The 15,786-nt window shown below is 70.0% G+C and carries 18 protein-coding genes and 1 pseudogene; 8 read left to right on the forward strand and 11 right to left on the reverse strand.

Translation table 11 applies throughout. The annotated features are described in order from the left end of the window. The first annotated feature begins 290 nt into the window (after window positions 1–290). Entirely contained in the window at window positions 291–1,604 is a 1,314-nt protein-coding gene (locus ACIP4Y_RS32820) for a caspase domain-containing protein (RefSeq protein WP_401399421.1), read from the forward strand. A 39-nt stretch (window positions 1,605–1,643) separates the two neighbouring features. On the opposite strand, the gene ACIP4Y_RS32825 is transcribed toward ACIP4Y_RS32820, so the two are convergent. The 7 genes and pseudogenes from ACIP4Y_RS32825 to ACIP4Y_RS32855 all read right to left on the reverse strand — a co-directional run bounded on the left by ACIP4Y_RS32825 (window position 1,644) and on the right by ACIP4Y_RS32855 (window position 5,733). Continuing rightward, on the reverse strand, window positions 1,644–1,976 hold the full coding sequence (locus ACIP4Y_RS32825; protein WP_401399423.1) for a DUF3140 domain-containing protein: 333 nt from the start codon (window positions 1,974–1,976) through the stop codon (window positions 1,644–1,646). Window positions 1,977–1,982: 6 nt separating this feature from the next. Next, window positions 1,983–2,210 (reverse strand): DUF2945 domain-containing protein, encoded by a 228-nt coding sequence (locus tag ACIP4Y_RS32830; protein ID WP_401399424.1) that lies wholly within the window; start codon window positions 2,208–2,210, stop codon window positions 1,983–1,985. A 191-nt stretch (window positions 2,211–2,401) separates the two neighbouring features. Then, entirely contained in the window at window positions 2,402–2,764 is a 363-nt protein-coding gene (locus tag ACIP4Y_RS32835) for a hypothetical protein (protein WP_401399425.1), read from the reverse strand. Between the two features lie 64 nt (window positions 2,765–2,828). Then, window positions 2,829–3,113, reverse strand: a complete 285-nt coding sequence (locus tag ACIP4Y_RS32840; RefSeq protein ID WP_401399427.1) for a transposase — start codon at window positions 3,111–3,113, stop codon at window positions 2,829–2,831. A gap of 187 nt (window positions 3,114–3,300) precedes the next feature. Further along, window positions 3,301–3,894: pseudogene (locus ACIP4Y_RS32845) on the reverse strand (IS630 family transposase); the annotation flags it as partial. Window positions 3,895–4,009: 115 nt separating this feature from the next. Beyond that, the gene (locus ACIP4Y_RS32850; protein ID WP_401399429.1) at window positions 4,010–4,903 is read right to left on the reverse strand and encodes an SDR family oxidoreductase; all 894 of its coding nucleotides are present in this window, start codon (window positions 4,901–4,903) and stop codon (window positions 4,010–4,012) included. Then, window positions 4,900–5,733, reverse strand: coding sequence for a DUF1990 domain-containing protein (locus tag ACIP4Y_RS32855; protein ID WP_401399431.1), 834 nt, complete (start codon window positions 5,731–5,733; stop codon window positions 4,900–4,902). The genes ACIP4Y_RS32850 and ACIP4Y_RS32855 overlap by 4 nt, the downstream gene beginning before the upstream one ends. A gap of 327 nt (window positions 5,734–6,060) precedes the next feature. Between ACIP4Y_RS32855 and ACIP4Y_RS32860 the strand changes: the two genes are divergently transcribed. Continuing rightward, window positions 6,061–6,783: a DUF1990 family protein gene (locus tag ACIP4Y_RS32860; protein WP_401399432.1), complete on the forward strand. Its 723-nt coding sequence runs from the start codon at window positions 6,061–6,063 to the stop codon at window positions 6,781–6,783. 691 nt (window positions 6,784–7,474) lie between these two features. Here ACIP4Y_RS32860 and ACIP4Y_RS32865 read toward each other — a convergent pair. Together ACIP4Y_RS32865 and ACIP4Y_RS32870 are read right to left on the reverse strand one after the other, a co-directional pair. Further along, the gene (locus ACIP4Y_RS32865; RefSeq protein WP_401399434.1) at window positions 7,475–7,735 is read right to left on the reverse strand and encodes a helix-turn-helix domain-containing protein; all 261 of its coding nucleotides are present in this window, start codon (window positions 7,733–7,735) and stop codon (window positions 7,475–7,477) included. Window positions 7,736–8,118: 383 nt separating this feature from the next. Then, window positions 8,119–9,153, reverse strand: coding sequence for an NADP-dependent oxidoreductase (locus tag ACIP4Y_RS32870; protein ID WP_401399436.1), 1,035 nt, complete (start codon window positions 9,151–9,153; stop codon window positions 8,119–8,121). 100 nt (window positions 9,154–9,253) lie between these two features. Here ACIP4Y_RS32870 and ACIP4Y_RS32875 point away from each other — a divergent pair, with 100 nt between their 5' ends. Further along, window positions 9,254–10,147: a LysR family transcriptional regulator gene (locus tag ACIP4Y_RS32875; protein ID WP_401399437.1), complete on the forward strand. Its 894-nt coding sequence runs from the start codon at window positions 9,254–9,256 to the stop codon at window positions 10,145–10,147. Between the two features lie 158 nt (window positions 10,148–10,305). On the opposite strand, the gene ACIP4Y_RS32880 is transcribed toward ACIP4Y_RS32875, so the two are convergent. Continuing rightward, window positions 10,306–11,475: an MFS transporter gene (locus ACIP4Y_RS32880; protein ID WP_401399439.1), complete on the reverse strand. Its 1,170-nt coding sequence runs from the start codon at window positions 11,473–11,475 to the stop codon at window positions 10,306–10,308. Between the two features lie 290 nt (window positions 11,476–11,765). Between ACIP4Y_RS32880 and ACIP4Y_RS32885 the strand changes: the two genes are divergently transcribed. After that, window positions 11,766–12,602, forward strand: coding sequence for a helix-turn-helix domain-containing protein (locus tag ACIP4Y_RS32885; protein ID WP_401399441.1), 837 nt, complete (start codon window positions 11,766–11,768; stop codon window positions 12,600–12,602). 279 nt (window positions 12,603–12,881) lie between these two features. On the opposite strand, the gene ACIP4Y_RS32890 is transcribed toward ACIP4Y_RS32885, so the two are convergent. Next, entirely contained in the window at window positions 12,882–13,022 is a 141-nt protein-coding gene (locus ACIP4Y_RS32890; protein WP_401399442.1) for a hypothetical protein, read from the reverse strand. A gap of 26 nt (window positions 13,023–13,048) precedes the next feature. Between ACIP4Y_RS32890 and ACIP4Y_RS32895 the strand changes: the two genes are divergently transcribed. From ACIP4Y_RS32895 to ACIP4Y_RS32910, 4 genes are all read left to right on the forward strand, one after another. Beyond that, window positions 13,049–13,537 (forward strand): hypothetical protein, encoded by a 489-nt coding sequence (locus tag ACIP4Y_RS32895; protein ID WP_401399443.1) that lies wholly within the window; start codon window positions 13,049–13,051, stop codon window positions 13,535–13,537. A gap of 491 nt (window positions 13,538–14,028) precedes the next feature. Further along, the gene (locus tag ACIP4Y_RS32900; protein WP_401399445.1) at window positions 14,029–14,580 is read left to right on the forward strand and encodes an RNA polymerase sigma factor; all 552 of its coding nucleotides are present in this window, start codon (window positions 14,029–14,031) and stop codon (window positions 14,578–14,580) included. Between the two features lie 257 nt (window positions 14,581–14,837). Beyond that, complete coding sequence (locus ACIP4Y_RS32905; RefSeq protein WP_401399568.1) at window positions 14,838–15,611, forward strand: FliA/WhiG family RNA polymerase sigma factor; 774 nt, start codon at window positions 14,838–14,840, stop codon at window positions 15,609–15,611. Beyond that, window positions 15,608–15,745: a hypothetical protein gene (locus ACIP4Y_RS32910; RefSeq protein ID WP_401399447.1), complete on the forward strand. Its 138-nt coding sequence runs from the start codon at window positions 15,608–15,610 to the stop codon at window positions 15,743–15,745. Before ACIP4Y_RS32905 ends, ACIP4Y_RS32910 begins: the two co-directional genes overlap by 4 nt. Window positions 15,746–15,786 lie beyond the last annotated feature (41 nt).

Consider the following 15,786-nt stretch of genomic DNA (forward strand, 5'->3'; position numbering starts at 1 on the left):
TGCCTCCCCACGACGGACGCTTCCGAGTCGGCCCACCCGGGTGAGGCGTCCCAGGCCGGGTCCGACACATGCTCTCTGCGAAGCTTCGATGTCCGAGACGGCAGGAGGGGTCATGGGGATCGAGCCGGAACTTCACGGCCGTGGCGGGATCGCTGCCAGGTGGTGAACGGCTTGCTCTGGCGGTTGCGGGCTGGCATGTTCATCATGGCGCCGGCCGTGCAGGTCCGCCGGACAAGTGATCCGCAGGCGTTGATCAGGGCGGCCGGGCGGCTGCCGGAAGGTGGGGAGGGGTGGGGCAGAGCGCGCCGCGCTTTCCCGACGGGGCCGCTTCCCGGGCGGTCCTCATCGGGTGCAGCGACTTTGACGACATCGATCTGCCCGCGATTCCCGCCGTGAAGTCCAACCTCGCGGACCTTCGCTCCGCGCTCACGCAGGACACACACGGCATCCTGCCGCCGGAACACTGCCGGGTGCTGGCCGATCCGGCCGATCACCGCAGCGTCGGCATGGCACTCGCCCAGGCCGCAGGTGAGGCAGACGACCTGCTGCTCGTCTACTACACCGGACACGGACTGCTCGACGAGGACGGGCTGCTGCACCTCGCACTGTCCTCCACGGACCCCGGTCACGTCGGCTTCACCGGTGTCCCCGCCGAGTTGGTCAAGCGCCACCTCGGCCGGGCCCGGGCCCGCCTGCGGGTCCTGGTGCTGGACTGCTGCTTCTCCGGCCGCGCGGTGGCCGCCATGACTGAATCGGGCAGCCTGTTGTCGGCCCAGCTCGACATGAGTGGCACCTACACCCTCACCTCCACCACGGCCACCGCACCCTCACACGCACCGCCCGGGCAGCGTCACACCGCCTTCACCGCCGCGCTGTTGGACGCTCTGAACCAGGCGGAGCCGCTCACCCTGGACGGCATCCATCAGCACATCGACTCCAGGCTGCGGGAGGCGGGGCTGCCGCGGCCGCAGCGGCGCTCCGTCGACGCCGCCGGGAACCTCGCCCTCGTCCGTGGTCCCGTCCAGCCGCACGGAGAGCCACCGACCGGCCATGAGGGAGAGATCCGCTTCCGTCAGCAGCCGCCCGAGCCGTCGGTCGACCGCCGCCGCGACACCGTCGTGTACGTCGTGCTGCTCTCTGTCCTCGTCGCGGTGGGCGTGCTGTTCGCGGGGTGGTTCGCGACCTTGATCGCCGCCGGCGGTATCGCCCTGTTCGTCGGTCTGGTCCTCCTCCTGCTCTTTCTGCGCAGAGGTGTCCACTACGACCTTGTCGTCGACAGCCACGGATTGGGCACCGAGCACGGGACGCATTCGGCTCACGTACCGTGGAAGGACATCGAGCGGGTGGGCGTACTGCGCAGGGCGCCGGGGACGGTACTGATCTCCAATGTGCTCATCGTGCGGCTGAAGGCCGGCGCGCCGCGCCCGCCAGGGTTCCACAAGAGGCTCAACCGACGTCTGCCCGACCAGCGCTACGTGATCCTCGGAATGCTGAGTACCTACGGAGCCGACCCCATGCGCCTACGCTCGGCGATCGAACACTTCGCCGGCGGCATCTACCGCACCGACCAACAACTACTGGAGATGGACCCACGGCTGCGCTGAGGAGCCGGGTCGGCACAGTGCCGATCCGGCAGGCCGCCGTCATGCCAGTGGATCGTGGCCCCAGTTCATCAGGGAGTGCCGCCATCTGGTGTCCCGTACGTCGCCCGGGGGCCGCTGGGCCAGGTGCCGGCGGATGTATCCGACGACCTTGCGCATGTGCAGGTAGTCGTCGTCCGAGAGGTCGCCCTTCTTCGCCCGCAGGATCTGCACGATCCGGCGGCCGGAGGCGTGTCCGGTGGACTCGCCTCCGTCCTGGTGCTGCCCTGCACTGCGTGACTGGTCGGAGGCGAGCCACTTCTCCAGTTCGGCCGGTGCCATGTTCACCAGCTCACGGAACGCCTCACCAACCTCTTTGCGCTCGTCGCCGTTCACGTCGGCTCATTTCTTCTTCAGCGCGGAGGGCTTGTGCACCGCCGTCCTGCCCGACTTCTCGCTGCGTACCTCGTACTGCGGGTCGTCCGGAGAGGCGTCCACTGTGCGGCCCGCGGCCTCGGTCCGTTCGGTGATCTCTCTTTCCACCTCGCCTTCGGCCTGGCTTCCGTGACTGCGCCAGGTGACGTGATCGCCCTTCTTCAGTTCCTTCTTCGTATCACGTTTCTTCGCCATGCCGCGACTCTCCTTGGCACCTGTGCCGACGGTCTGCTTCCGCTCTTCCAGCGTGGGCGTTTCCGGCCGATTCCGCGACGCAGAGCCCGCCCGTGCGGATACGCCGCGCTACTGAACTTGAACTCGTGATGTCGGTCGGCTCGTGGTGACGGCGTCAGGGTCCGAGACCGCCGGCTGTTACCGGCTCGGGTTCAGGACGATGGCTGTAGCCAGCGCCGCGCCGCGGCGAGACTCACCTCGACGTCATCGCTCCAAGAGCAGACCTCCAGCCATGAGAGGTAGCCGCCTTGCGCGAAGACCAGGACCTCGCCAGGGCACTCGCCGGTTTCGGTGAACAGCTGCACGTCGGCAGCCACGACGGTGCCGGGGCCCGTTGGCGCGGGCTCCACCGCGTCGGCGTCAAGGTCGAAGTAGGCAGTGCCGCAACCGCACTCACAGCGGGATTGCACCCTGAGTTGGGGCACCTGCCGTCGGAGGACGACGTGAATAGGCTCGTCCGGGTTCAGGACGAGGTCAAGCACGTCGGCTACGTCCTCGGGCAGGCTGTCAGTCATGCCGCCACCGTAGCCGACCAGCAGCTTTGGGCTTCGCCCAATTTCGGGTCCGTCGACCCTACGCTCACAGGTCCAGGGCCAGGTCGGTTCCGGCGAGGCAGTCGTCGATGGCCTCCGGTCGGTACTGCAGCATCTTCAGTTTGCGCTTCACCGCGCGGGTGATCTGGCCGAGGTCGGCCGCAGCGAGGTTGCCGATGTCACGCTTGACCAGCGACCCGACGCCCTCGGTCGGGTTGAGGTTTGGGGCATAAGTGGGCAACTGGAACACGGTGAGCCACTCGGCGTTCGCGTCGATGAACTCGCGCATGCCGACCGTCAGGTGCAGGAGGACGTTGTCCCAGACCAGCACGATCGGTCCGCCGAGCTGGATGCGAGCGCGGACGATGAGGTCGCGGAAGTCGCGCCAGCCAAAGCCCTTCGGCTCGTCCTTGCGGCCGCGGTACCCGCGGATCGCGTAGATCAGCCCGGGACCGCTGGCCCGGCTTGTAGCAGGCCATACCCGCCATCGACACGCACCCCGAGCCCCGGCCCCTCACCCTCACGACCGGGGTCAGGCCGATCCGACCCCAGGTCCTGGCGCGCGGCGGAGTCATCGACTGCCCGGCCTCGTCCTCGAAAACGATCCAGGCCCCGCGCTCCGCCGCGGTGCTCTTACCCGCGGCCAGGTCTCCCTTCTTCCACACCTCGACCGCGTCGTCATCGCGCTCGATCGCGCGCCTGGTGGGCTGCTGCCAGCTCCAGCCGTGGCGCTTCAGCAGCCGCCAGGTGCCCTCGACCATGTAGGAGACGTGGAAGAGCCGGCCAATCAGCGTCTTGATCCGTGCCAGGGTCCACCGCTGGTCCGCCCAGCCGTGAGCCAGTGGACCACGCTCCCACTCCCGCTCCAGCCTGGCGATCTGGGCGTCACTGAGTCGAGGTCTTCCCTGCGACCCCTTCGACAGGACTCCCGCCTCGCCGCCCTCGCGCCAGGCCCGGCGCCACCGCTCGACCGACCGCACGCTGATCCGCAGGGCAGCGGCAATCTCCGCGTTCTTCTGCCCGCCCTCGAAACGCTCCACGGCCTGGAGCCGTAACCGCTCCCGCGTGGTCCTCTCGGCGTCGGTCAGCCCGCCGCCCTGCGCATACCTCACACCCAACGGCTATCGGTGCTTACGGCCAGCTGTCAGGCGAATGGCACCGACATCACTCAATCAAGTTCAGTACCGCGGCACGCTTCCGCTGCCGTTCGGCGCCGTGGGCAGGGGATCAGCCCGGTCCGCCGCCGTCCGGTGCGCCCGCGGAACGATCGGCCCGTCCGCCGGCGCCCAGCCTGCCCGTGGCACGCAGCGGCCGCCCGGCGTCCCAGCGGGGCAGCTCGTGGCGGGCCAGCCGTAGTACCACGGGTGGCAGGGCCCAGCGCACGGGCTGGACGAGACGCAGCCACCCCGGGATGTAGACAGCGGTACTGCGGCGCTCGACGGCGCGCGCCAGTCGGACGGCGACCGCGTCGGGCGGATGGATGTTCCGGACGCCGGGGGGCATGTGCACGCGCAGTTCGTGCAGGGCCGCGAAGCCCTCGGCCTCGCGGATCATGTCGGTGTCCGCCCAGGCGGGATAGGCGATGCCCACCGCGACCCCCTCGTGCGCCACCTCGGCCTGCAGGACGTGCGCGAAGGCTTCCACACCCGCCTTGGAGGCACAGTAGGCGCTCATCATCGGGGTGGCTCCGAGTGACGCAAGCGACGCCACCTGCAGGAAGTAGCCCGCCGTCGCGGTCAGATCGGGCAGGAACGCCCGGGCCGTGTGGGCACTGCCCGTCACGTTCACGTCGATGACACGGCGCCATGTGGCGGGGTCAGACGTCGCGAATGGGCCTCCCTCGGCGATTCCCGCGTTCGCCACGACCACCGACGGCCGACCGAGGTGGCCGCGGACCTCGCCTGCCGCGTCGTCCAGCGCGAAGTTGTCGGTGACGTCGACTTCGACCGCAAGCGCCGCGGTGGGCAGGGATGCCGCCAAGGCGTCCAGCTCGGGCCCCTCATGACCGAGAAGTGCCAGGCGCGCCCCGCGCCGGGCCAGTTCGTGCGCCAGCGCCGCTCCCAGCCCGCGTGCGGCTCCGGTGATCACGACGGTCCGGTCCTGGAGCGGGCCGGCCGTCACCTGCCGTCCCTGCCGCGCTCCCGGCTCGCATCCGGCTCACCGACCCTTCCCGCCGGCGGTGCCTCCTGGCTCGGCGCCTCGCCCGAAGCGCTCTTCCCTGCCGGGGCCAGCGGGCGTACCGGAGTCCTTTCCGGCGATTCGAGCCAGCGGGTGGAGATGTGCACCCCGTCGACCGGTCGGCCCCCCGACACCGCGGCGGCGGACAGGCAGAACCGGACCCACATGTTGAGCTGAATCTCCTTTGCCAGGCGCAGGTGCGAGTACAGGAGGTGGACCAAGCGGTTGCCGGGACATGCCCAGAGCTCGATTTCGAACACCAGCAGGCCGTCGTCCTCGCGCGCCCGGAACTGCACCTGACCGGCCTCCATGTGATCGCGCAGGGTCACCAGGTGCAGACGGTCGACGTCGCGGTGGACGACCTTGACGGGTCCGTTCCAGGGTCCGGGCATCTCCACGAGTAGCTCGTCCGCGACGTCCAGACCTTGGTCGCGGAGCTCACCGGTGTGGACGTCGACCACCTCGGAGGGCACGAAGCGCTTGAAATCGCAGCAGATCCATTCGATGAGTCGGCCCGGACCGATGTCGGCATCGGCGATGCGCACGCGGAAAAGGCGGTGGAACAGGGGGCCGCAGCCGTGCTCCGGCAGTTGCACCCGGCTGTCGACCGCTTCGGCCGGCAGCTGCGGTGGAAGGTCCGTCTCGTCCCCCCGGCACTCGCCGCCTCGGTACAGAGGCGTCGTCTCCCACAGATAGCGCCACGTGACCAACCCTGTGCCCAGAAGCCACCGCGCGAGGACGGTGAGTGTCCGAGAGCAGTGTGGTCGCGTCATCCGCGCCCCCTGAAGTGGTGAAACTGCCTGAAATATCATCATCAGGTGTATACCCGCGCAAACGGGTACACAAATGGAAATACTGGTACAAGCAAGCGACCCCGGAGGCCCCCATGGTGGTCCGGCTCCTGCACCGTGCGGGTGTGCGGAGTGCTCATCTGCACCTCGCCTCGCTGGCCTCCGTCGGTCTGTGTTTGACCTTGTGGATACGCGCGAAGACCGTCGACCAGGAGCAACGGGGGAACGCCGAGCGGCGCGCGCTCTTCGTGGGGCTGTGGCCGCCGACGCTGTGGCTGATCGGCGACTCGCTCGAAAGTCCGAGTAACGTTGGGTGACTGGGTCTTCGGACGGCTCGACGCCACACAGGTGTGGCGGGACCTCGCAGACGCGCGCGTGAATTACTCGGTCGACGAGGTACGCCGACCGTCCTGGAACATCGACGTCCACCGCACCGCGCTGCCCGCGGAGCGTCCGGGCCCGCCGGAGCCGGGAGGTTCGTGGGAACAGGCCTGCCGCCTGGTCCGCGACTACGAGTTCTCGCCGCCGGAGATCGTGCGAGCGCTCTACGACCCGGCCGCACCGCTGCTCGGCCGCGACATGCTGCTGGAGGCGCGATTCCACGGCATGCACTTCTACTGCGGTGTGCGCGTCACCGAGGTGGTGGACGAGACCCGCGACAGCGCCGACCGCGTCTGGGGATGGGCCTACGAGACCCTGGAGGGCCACCTGGAACGCGGCCAGGTCACCTACGAGGTCGTGAAGCGGCAGGACACCGGCGAGGTGCTGTTCGTGGTGTCGTGCCATTCGCAGGGTGCGCCCACTCTGGACCGGATCACCTTAATCGGATGGCGCCTGTTCGGCCGCCGCACTCAGCTGCGGTTCTATCGCAGGTGTGCCGAACGGCTGCGCCTGTTCGTCGAGGCCGCGCTGCGCGGCGAGCACCCGCTGACCGGTCCTCCCTCCGCCGTCGGGCGTCTGGTGTGTGCGCCCTCCGACGCAAGGATGCACCGCTGGGACGCGTTGGCGATCCACCGTGTCGCCCCGGGCTGAAGCGCGAGGGGGCGCAGAAGGCGTCTGCAAGCCATTCACACCGGCACGCAGTACCCGCCAACCGCTCTTTCGCTGCCCGTGCCCGCCTTGCCCGCTACACCGACGGTCTGGTGGAGGGGTGGGCGGCGACGAGCTTGTCCGCCGGACGGCGAGACAGCGCCACTGCTCGAAGCCGGTCGGGCGACCGTCCGCGCGGTTTCCCGGGCATGGCCCAGGGCCCCTGTACGTCTCCCCCGCCGCCGGACCGGGCTGTTCGCCGAAGATCACGATCTCTGCCCTTCTGGCATGTGTCGCCGACGGCGCCCCCTCCGGTCACCCCGTCCCGCTCCGCCCCGGCCCGCCGGCTACGCCCTTCCTCGGCCGCCGCCGTCACAGGGCTCGTCCTCCAGTTCAAGCCGTTGGCCGAGGCCATGCGCCGGGTGCAAAACGAGGCGCGGAAGGCATAGAAGGCCGCCCGGTCCGTGTGCGCCGGTCCTTGACCGACGTCCGGAGCCGCCACCCTGCCGGCCGTGACTGGCCCGGGCGGCGACTCGCAGATCGTCGCTTCGGTGGCGGACAGCCCGCGAACGTCGCTGACCGGCGGACGAGCTGGGCTCGGTGGCGTGGACGGACGCGGTACGGCGTACTCGTCCGACCGTGCGCCTCCCCTGCGGACTGCGCGCGAACCGCTGGAGTCGCCGGAGACCTCCCTCTATTGACCGAGGGCAGGCAGCCTCGGCGCAATGCCGTCTGCAGACGTCCCGGAGTTCTGGCCGGCAGTGCCGGTGCGGGAATCGCCTCCCCGTGCCCTGAGGGGCACGCGGGCTTCGGTGAGCACGCGATGCACGAATCCGTAAGACCGGCCATGAGCCTCGGCTATGGCACGGATCGACCGCCCCTCGCGATACTCCTTGACGAAGGTTTCGGTCAGCTCCTTGCGCGCACTACCTGTTATCCACTTGCCCTTGTGCACGGAAAGCTCCTCTCGCGTCGTCGAGTGATCATCGGTTTCCCGTGTCGACGCGACCCATGTACACGAGCTGCGCATGGCCGTGCGGCCGTGGTCGCCCTCAGCAGCGGCCCCTTCTCGCTCGGCCGCCGTCTACGCCGCGTTGTGGTGTGTCGGTCCACTGCTCGGCTGCCTGGTGCCCGACTCGGCCGACGCGCGCCGCCGCGCTGGGGTCATGCAACAGCCGGGTGAAGTCGTGGACGACGATGGGCACCCGCCAGGGAAGACGTCTCCGGCAATCCCGCGGCTCCTACGACGCCTGCCAGGTGCCCTGCGGATCCTCCCTGGCACTCCGGCAGCGCTTCGAAACCGTGCAACTGCCGGGCTGGTCCGAGGCCAGGGGGGCGCTACTCCGCGACAGTGAGTTCTTTCGGGCTTTCCATGCGGTCGCGCACGATGATCTTGCCGGTGTTAGCGCCGCGCAGCATTGCCAAGAACGCGTCCACGATGTGCTCGAACCCGTCAACCACCGTCTCGTCCAGCGCGAGTCGGCCGCTCTGCAGATGCGGTACCGCGAACTCGTACAACTCCTCCTGCACGTCGCGGTGGTTGCTGACCAAGAAGCCCTCCATGCGGAGGCTCTTCTCCACGATGTCCGCGTAGTCGAAGCGCGGTGGCGGCGCGTCGGGGGTGTTGTACTGGCTGATCGTGCCGATGCGGACGATGCGCCCGAACTCGCGCATCGCTCCCACCGCCGCGGCCAGCTGCTCGCCACCGACGTTGTCGACGAACACGTCGATGCCGTCCGGCGCGACCTTGCCGAGCAGGTCGGCGGCGGGCCCGTCGTGGTAATCGAAGACGGCGTCATAGCCGACCTCCCGCGTGAGGTGGCCGGCCTTCGCTGCCGATCCCGCGCTGCCCACGAGGCGTCCCGCGCCGAGCAGCCGGGCGAACCGCCCGGTCGCCGTGCCGACCCCGCCCGCTGCGGCCGACACGAACAGGTCCTCGCCCTCCTGGAGCCGGGCGATCCGGGTCAGGCCCACATAGGCGGTCAGGCCGGTGCCACCGAGAATGCCCAAGTACGCGGTAGGCGGCACCCCGCCGAAGCGGGGCAGCTGCCGGACCTCCTCCGGCGTGACGACGGCGTGCGTGCGCCAGCCCTGCCGATGGAACACGGTCTCACCCTCGGCCAGTCGAGGCGTACGCGAGGCGATGACCCGCCCGATCGTCCGGCCCTCCAGCGGTGCGTGGAGCCCGAAGCCGCCGGGCACCTCGTCCATCATCTCGCGGTGATAGGGGTCGACAGACCAGTAGAGGTTCTCCACGAGCGCCGTGCCGACTACGGGTTCGGGGAGCGCGGACTCGACGAAGGCGAAGTGCTCGGCGGTGGGAAAGCCGTGCGGGCGGGCGGTCTGGTGCACGGTGAGCGCGGTCTCGTTCATGATCGGAACATAGGGCGGGAATGCGCCTGGTGGGCAGCCGGTTGGGCTCATGCGACACCCCGTTCCATGAGCAGTTCTCATACCTTGAGGTGAGCGCCCCGTGGCCCGCACGACCGACTCCGATCTCGCCCCCCACGAGCTGCGCGTCCTCGTGGCGGTCGCGGACACCGGCGCCTTCTCGGCCGCGGCCGGGACACTCGGTCTGACCCAGTCCGCGGTCTCGCACTCGGTCCGCGGCAGCGAGCGCAAGATCGGTGCCGTGCTCTTCGAACGCGGCCGCACCGGCGCCCGCCCCACCCCTGCCGGAGAGAAGGCCGTGGCGCACGCGCGCCGCATTCTGCGCCTGCTGGACGTCCTGACCGCTGAGGCGCTGGGTGCGGCTCGGTCCGATGCTGCGGAAGGGCCGCTGCGGATCGCTGCCTTCCGCAGCGCGGCCCTCCACCTGCTGCCGCCCGTCCTTCAGCGGCTGCGCGCCCGGCATCCCGGGATCGAGCCGCGGGTGCGAATCGTGCGCGAGGTGGGGCGCGGCACCGCGGGTGAAGTGGCCGACGGGAAGGCCGACCTAGCCATTGCCACGCTGAGCGGCTCCGTGCCGCTTCCACCGGGTCTGGTCACGAGCGGACTCTTCGAGGAGCCGTATGCCCTGGTGCACGCGGCGGGACACGCCGCCCCGCGTTCGCTGCCGCTGGTCGACTGGGCTGAAAACTGCGGCTCGTACACCCGCGACTGGTGGGCTGCGCAGGACTGGATCCCGAAGGCGACCGTCGAGGCCGAGGACGACGGGGCGGTGCTCTCCTTGGTGAGTGGAGGTCACGGAATGGCGATCATGCCCGCGCTCTCCTTGGCCGGAGCACCGGACTCGGTCCAGATCGCCGATCTCGGTCCGCAACGCCCCACACGCCAGGTCGGCTACGTCACCACCTCGGAACTGGCCGGATCCGCTGTCGTACGCGCCTTCGTGAGGGAACTGCGGGCCACGGTCCCCACGGTGTGAACGCCCAGACTCACTTCGCCTCTTCGGGGTGATGGATCACGGCCGGACCAACTCCCCTCCACGCCGATGTTCCTCAAGTCGCAGCCTCCCTGTGCGGGGCGCCTGTTCCGGAAGCGTTCTCGGACCACGGCTGCACGGCTGACGTACCGGACCGCGCCTCAGCGACAGCGTGCCCGGCCCACCGCCGCGGCCGCCGTCAGGGGGACGGTCAGGAGGGCCGCCAGCCCGAACAGGAGCCGGTAGTGGTGCGCCTGAGCGGTGGAGGCCGCCAGCCCGCTGGCCAGGGCGCTGCCCACGTACAGGGCGACACCGAACATGGCCACGCCCGTTGCGCGGGCCCTCGGGGACAGCGCCGTCGCCCACGACTGGATCGTGGAGTGCAGGAAGGACCAGCCACTCCCGAGGAGCAGGGCGACTACGACGAGTGCCCCGGTGGACTGGCTGCACCCGGCGAGCAGGTACGCCACAGCCGTCTGCACCCCGCCGGCCACGATCAGGCCCACCGGGGACCACTGCCCGACGAGCCGCTTGACCACCTGGGCCGCCGCGATGGAACCGACCCCGTACAGGCCCGCGACCGCGCCGGCCAGGGTGGTGGGAACTCCCCGCCCCTCCAGGGCGGGGGCCAGGTAGGTCAGGAAGCCGAGGAGAACCGCCCCCTCCAGCATCGCCACCGCCATCACGTACCACTGCCACGGCGCGGACAGGACCACGCGGAAAGGCGCCAGCAGTGATCCGGAGAGGGCCCGATCGGGCTCGGGCAGGCGGCGCAGGGCCACCGCGAGGTAGGCGGCGAGGACGCCCGGCAGCGCGAACACCAGCCGCCACGTGAGGTAGTGCGCCACGGCCCCGGCGACGACCGTGGCCACGGCGGTGCCCAGCGCGAACGCGGTCATCAGCTCGCTGAGGGGGCGTTGCCGTATCGCGGCGGGCACCGTGTCGCCCACGTACGTCAAGGAGGAGGCGATGGAGGCGGCGAAGAACGCGCCGGCGAGGGCGCGGGCCGCGATCAGCACGGGAGCGTCGGGAGCGAGGGCCGAGGCCAGGGCGGCCGGCGCCGCGCCGGTGAGCGACACCCGCATCACCCGCACGCGGCCCCACCGGTCGCTGGCCACCCCCCACACCGGCTGCATCAGCCCGTAGGCGAGGTAGTAGGCACTCGCGGCCAGTACCACGGTCGGGAGCGGGGCACCGAGCCGGGGGCCGATGAGAAACAGCATGGGGGCGATGCAGAAGCGGTCGAAGTTGCTGACGAAGCCGGCGGTGCGCAGCAGCCGCAAGGAGGACGCGGGCAAGGTCGCCACCGGTGTCGGCGCGGTGGTGGTCACGGGGTGGACGCTTCCTTCCGAGAAGGCTCGACGAGAACGGGTGACAGAGACGGACCGGACCTTGACGGAAGCGGTCCGTCACCAGTTCAGCACCGGGCCCCGCGGGGCGGAGACCGCCGGCTATTACCATCACTGACAGCCTGCCGGTCCGGCATCGCGCCTGGTGGCGGCAGCATCACAAGAGGGCGCTCGCGGTCGGGGCGGACGCCCGCTGTCCGGAGGAGCAGCACCATGACGCGCGGCAGGTTGTCTTCCTCGCCGGCCGCGGCCGGCCGCCGGCGCGGTGGTCGGTGAGCACCGCGCCCACACCGCCGGGCGAGTCCCCCCGCCGTGAACTGGGGGCCTTCCTGCGGTCCCGCCGTGAACGGCTGACGCCGATGGACGTGGGCCTGCCGGACGCCCCGGGCCGCCGGACACCGGGGCTGCGGCGGGCCGAGGTCGCGGAACTCGCCGGCATCAGCGTCTCCTGGTACACGTGGCTGGAGCAGGGCCGGGTGCGCACCTCGGCGCAGGTGCTGCGCGCCGTGTCGCGGGTGTTGCGGCTGGACGCCGCGGAAACCGCGCACGTCCTGGCGTTCGTGGAGGAGAGCGGGCCGCCCGCCGACGCCCCCACCTGGGTGTCACGCAACCTGCTCACTCTGGTGCAGGCCATGACACCGCACCCCGCCGTGGTGCTCGACCCGCACTGGGACCTGCTGGCGTGGAACGCCGGGTACGCCGCACTGCTGACCGATCCGGCACGGCTGCACCCCAAGCAGCGCAACCTGCTCTGGCTGGTGTTCCGATGGCCGCCGGCCCGCACCCTGCTCGCCGACTGGGAACAGGACGCTCGCGCGCTGCTCGGCCAGTTCCGGTCCCGGGCGGCTCGCCGGCCGAACGATCCGCGGTTCGCCGAACTCATCGGCGAGCTGCGGTCCGACGGCGACGCAGCCCGCTGGTACGAGCGCCGGGAGACAGCCGGATTCCAGCCCTCGGTACGCCGTTTCCGGCACCCGGTCGTGGGCGAGCTGCGCTTGCGGTACGTGAAGCTGGCCGCCGTGGACGAGCCCGGCCACCACTTCCTGGCCTACCTGCCCGACGACCGGAACTCCGAGGACGCGCTGCGCCGCCTGCAGACAGGCGGATGAGCCCCGGGCGCCCGGTCGTTCCGGGACACGGCCCCGCGAGGCTCACCTCGGCGTGCCCGGCGCGACTGGTCAAGCGGCTCCCGAACGGCATGCGCGGCTGATCGGCACAGCTGCTGCTCTCCCGCGCCACGGAGGGAGCGGCCGAGCCCTACGGCGCCGCCGGTGACGGCGCGTCCAGGACCACACCGCGACAGCTCACGGCTCACCGGTCACGGCGGGGAGCAGCAGCCCTTGCTGATCGAGGAGTTCAGCAGCCGCGCTCTCCTGGCAGGCGACTCCCTAGTCGACCGTATCGGCATACACCGTACCGGTGAGCGGCAGCGGCGGTACGTCGCCGGTGCCGTCCGGAGCTCCGATCCACGCGGCGAGGAGAACAGCATCCGGTGCCGTACCAGTCGCCTCGGTGACGTGCAGGTACACCGCCCTGACGACCTCCGGAGCGGTGTGTGACCGACCTCCCGGCGGCCGTCCGGACGCCGTCGTCGATGCCGTTTTCCGGGGCAGGTCTGCTCAGCGCGAGGCCGAGCCGGATCCACGGCCAGGGCTTCTCCGGTGCCCTGGTCATCTGGTCCTCGGCCAAGCGCCGGGCCGTACCGCTCTCTTCGAACAGCCGGGCGCGGTCAACCGGATGGAAGGCGCTCCAGACCGAACGGCCTTGGACCGAATGCGGCCCGGCCCAGAGTGGCTCGGTATCCGGCCAGGTCCCGTGCCGGGCGGTCGTCACGGAACGTCGTATCGACGTGTCGGCGCGGCGGGCCGACCGCGCCCGACAGCCATGTTTCGGCGAATTCGGCGACATGCTCGGCATACGGGTGCAGGTAGTGCAGGTGCCAGCCCGTGCGGTGAGCGATCACTGCGTCCGGGCGAGCAGTGCCACGTCGTCGGGGACAGGTGTGCGCCCGGCCCAGCCGGCCGCGCGTTCCGCCATTGAGTAGGCGTCCAGCGTGTCCTCGGCAGGCCGAACCGTGTACGGCCGAAGAAAGTGGGCGATGCGACCGGCCCCCGTCGGCGCACGACGCGGACCTTGCGCTAGCCACACCGAACCCGGAAGGCCCGCACTCACACGTACCGCGGCTTGTGGCAGTCACTCGATCGGCTGACTCAGCGTCTCCCCGATCATTCCGCCTACGCGTTTTTGCGGCCGCTTCCCTCTTACAGGTGTCGGGAGCTTCCCGACGCGAGAGCGACGGTAGAGGAGAAGACTACGGTGCTCACAGTCTGGGGGTGGGCGTGTCTGACGACCGGTGTCGGCACGGCAGCCGGCATCGCGGCACGTGCCTTTGCCTATGGGATCCGAGAGGCAGTCCGGCGTGAAACGCTGAGGGTCGTGCTGGACCAGCTCTCCTCCGGCGGAGGTTCCGTCGAGGTCACGGACCAGGACGGTGTCTCATGGGCCGTGCGGCTCCCCGACAACGAGCAGGAATAGATGCCTGGACACACATCCGAGGAGGAGTTCAACGCGGTGTACCGAGAGTGGTACCCGCGACTGCTGGCCAGAGCGTCCATGGTGTGCGGTGCCCAGCGCGCTTTGGCGTCCGACGCCGTGCAAGAAGCGTTCACTCGGTGCTGGCTCCGCATGAACGACCCCGACTCCACCCCGGTGCGGAACTGGGGTGCTTGGCTCGCCAAGACAGTGCTACGCCAGGCAATCGACCTGCGCGATCGCCACTCGAGCACCGCTCCCCTCGACGACTTCGAGCAGCTGGAGCGTGGCCCGGAGCTGGCCGAGCTCATGGATGTGAAGGAGAGCTTCGTCCAGGTGTGCACGGCGATCGCGAGTCTCCCCGCTCGCCAGTGCGAGGTCGTGGCGCTCTACTACTTGGCCGGCCTGTCCTATGCCGAGATCGCCGACATGCTGCGGATCGAGGAATCAACCGTGCGGAAGCATCGAAGCGACGCAAGCAAGAAGCTCGAACCGCTCGCGGTCAGACTGAAGCAGCAGGGACTGCTCGACAGAGAGGGAGGAGACCAGCAGTGACGAAAGACCAGCAGGAGCAAGCTGCTTCTCCCCCGCCGACGGAGCACGACCCGGTCCGGGACATGCTGGACGCGACCGAGGCGGCGCTGACTCAGGCTGTGTCGCCAGCGGAAACGGAAGCATCTCTGGCTGCGCTGAAGGAGCGACTCCGGCACGAGGCGCCCGCCCCGGCGGCTCTGGCAGATGACAGGGCCGCTCGGGCAGCGGTCACCTCGTCCGCTCAGGCCTACGCGGAGCAAGCGTCTCGGACCGCGGCGCTGGGCACCACCGCGATCGACGTGAAGTCGCCTGTTTCATCGACCGCGGGCGGCGGTGTTCGGCGTCCGGCGGCTACCTCGCTCGACGAGCTGTGGCGGTCGTACAAGGCGACGGGGGACGAGCTGCTGCGCGAACAGCTGATCCTGCACTACTCGCCGCTCGTGAAGTACGTGGCAGGACGGGTGAGGGTCGGCCTGCCGCCTGACGTCGAGGAGGCGGACTTCGTCAACTCGGGGGTCTTCGGGCTGATCGATGCCATCGAGCAGTTCGATGTCGACCGGGGGATCAAGTTCGAGACATACGCGATCACCCGGATCCGCGGCGCGATGATCGACGAGCTGCAGGCGCTGGACTGCATTCCCCGGTCGGTACGGCAGAAGGCGCGCACCGTCGAGCGGGCGTACGCGACGCTGGAGGCACGCCTGCGGCGGACCCCCTCGGAGACCGAGGTGGCCGCCGAAATGGGGATCACGTTGGACGAACTCCACGCCGTGGTCGTCCAGTTGTCGGTCGCGAACGTCGTGGCTCTGGAGGAGCTGCTGCATGTCAATCCGGTGGAGGTTGCGGAGGACCGTGAGCTGCGGCGGTTCCTGGCGCGGGCGATCAACACCTTGCCCGAGCGGGAGAAAACCGTCGTCACGCTGTACTACTACGAGGGGCTCACGCTCGCCGAGATCGGGAACGTGCTCGGGGTGACCGAGAGCCGGGTCAGTTACATCCTCACGAAGTCGGTGCTCCAGCTGCGGGCGAAGCTCGCGAGGTTCGGGCGGTGAAGAGCATGCACGCCGCGCAACTGGTGGAGGGAAGCGCAGCCTGGCAGGAAGAGATGCACGTCATGGACCACGCCCCGTTCCACGTGACGGCCTGCCCGGTTGCACTGCTGCGCAGGGTGTCCGCCCAGCCGTAGTGACAGGGCACCCTGCGCCGGCGGTACGGACCGACACCGGT

The organism is Streptomyces sp. NPDC088810 (assembly GCF_044750305.1).
Classification (GTDB): domain Bacteria; phylum Actinomycetota; class Actinomycetes; order Streptomycetales; family Streptomycetaceae; genus Streptomyces.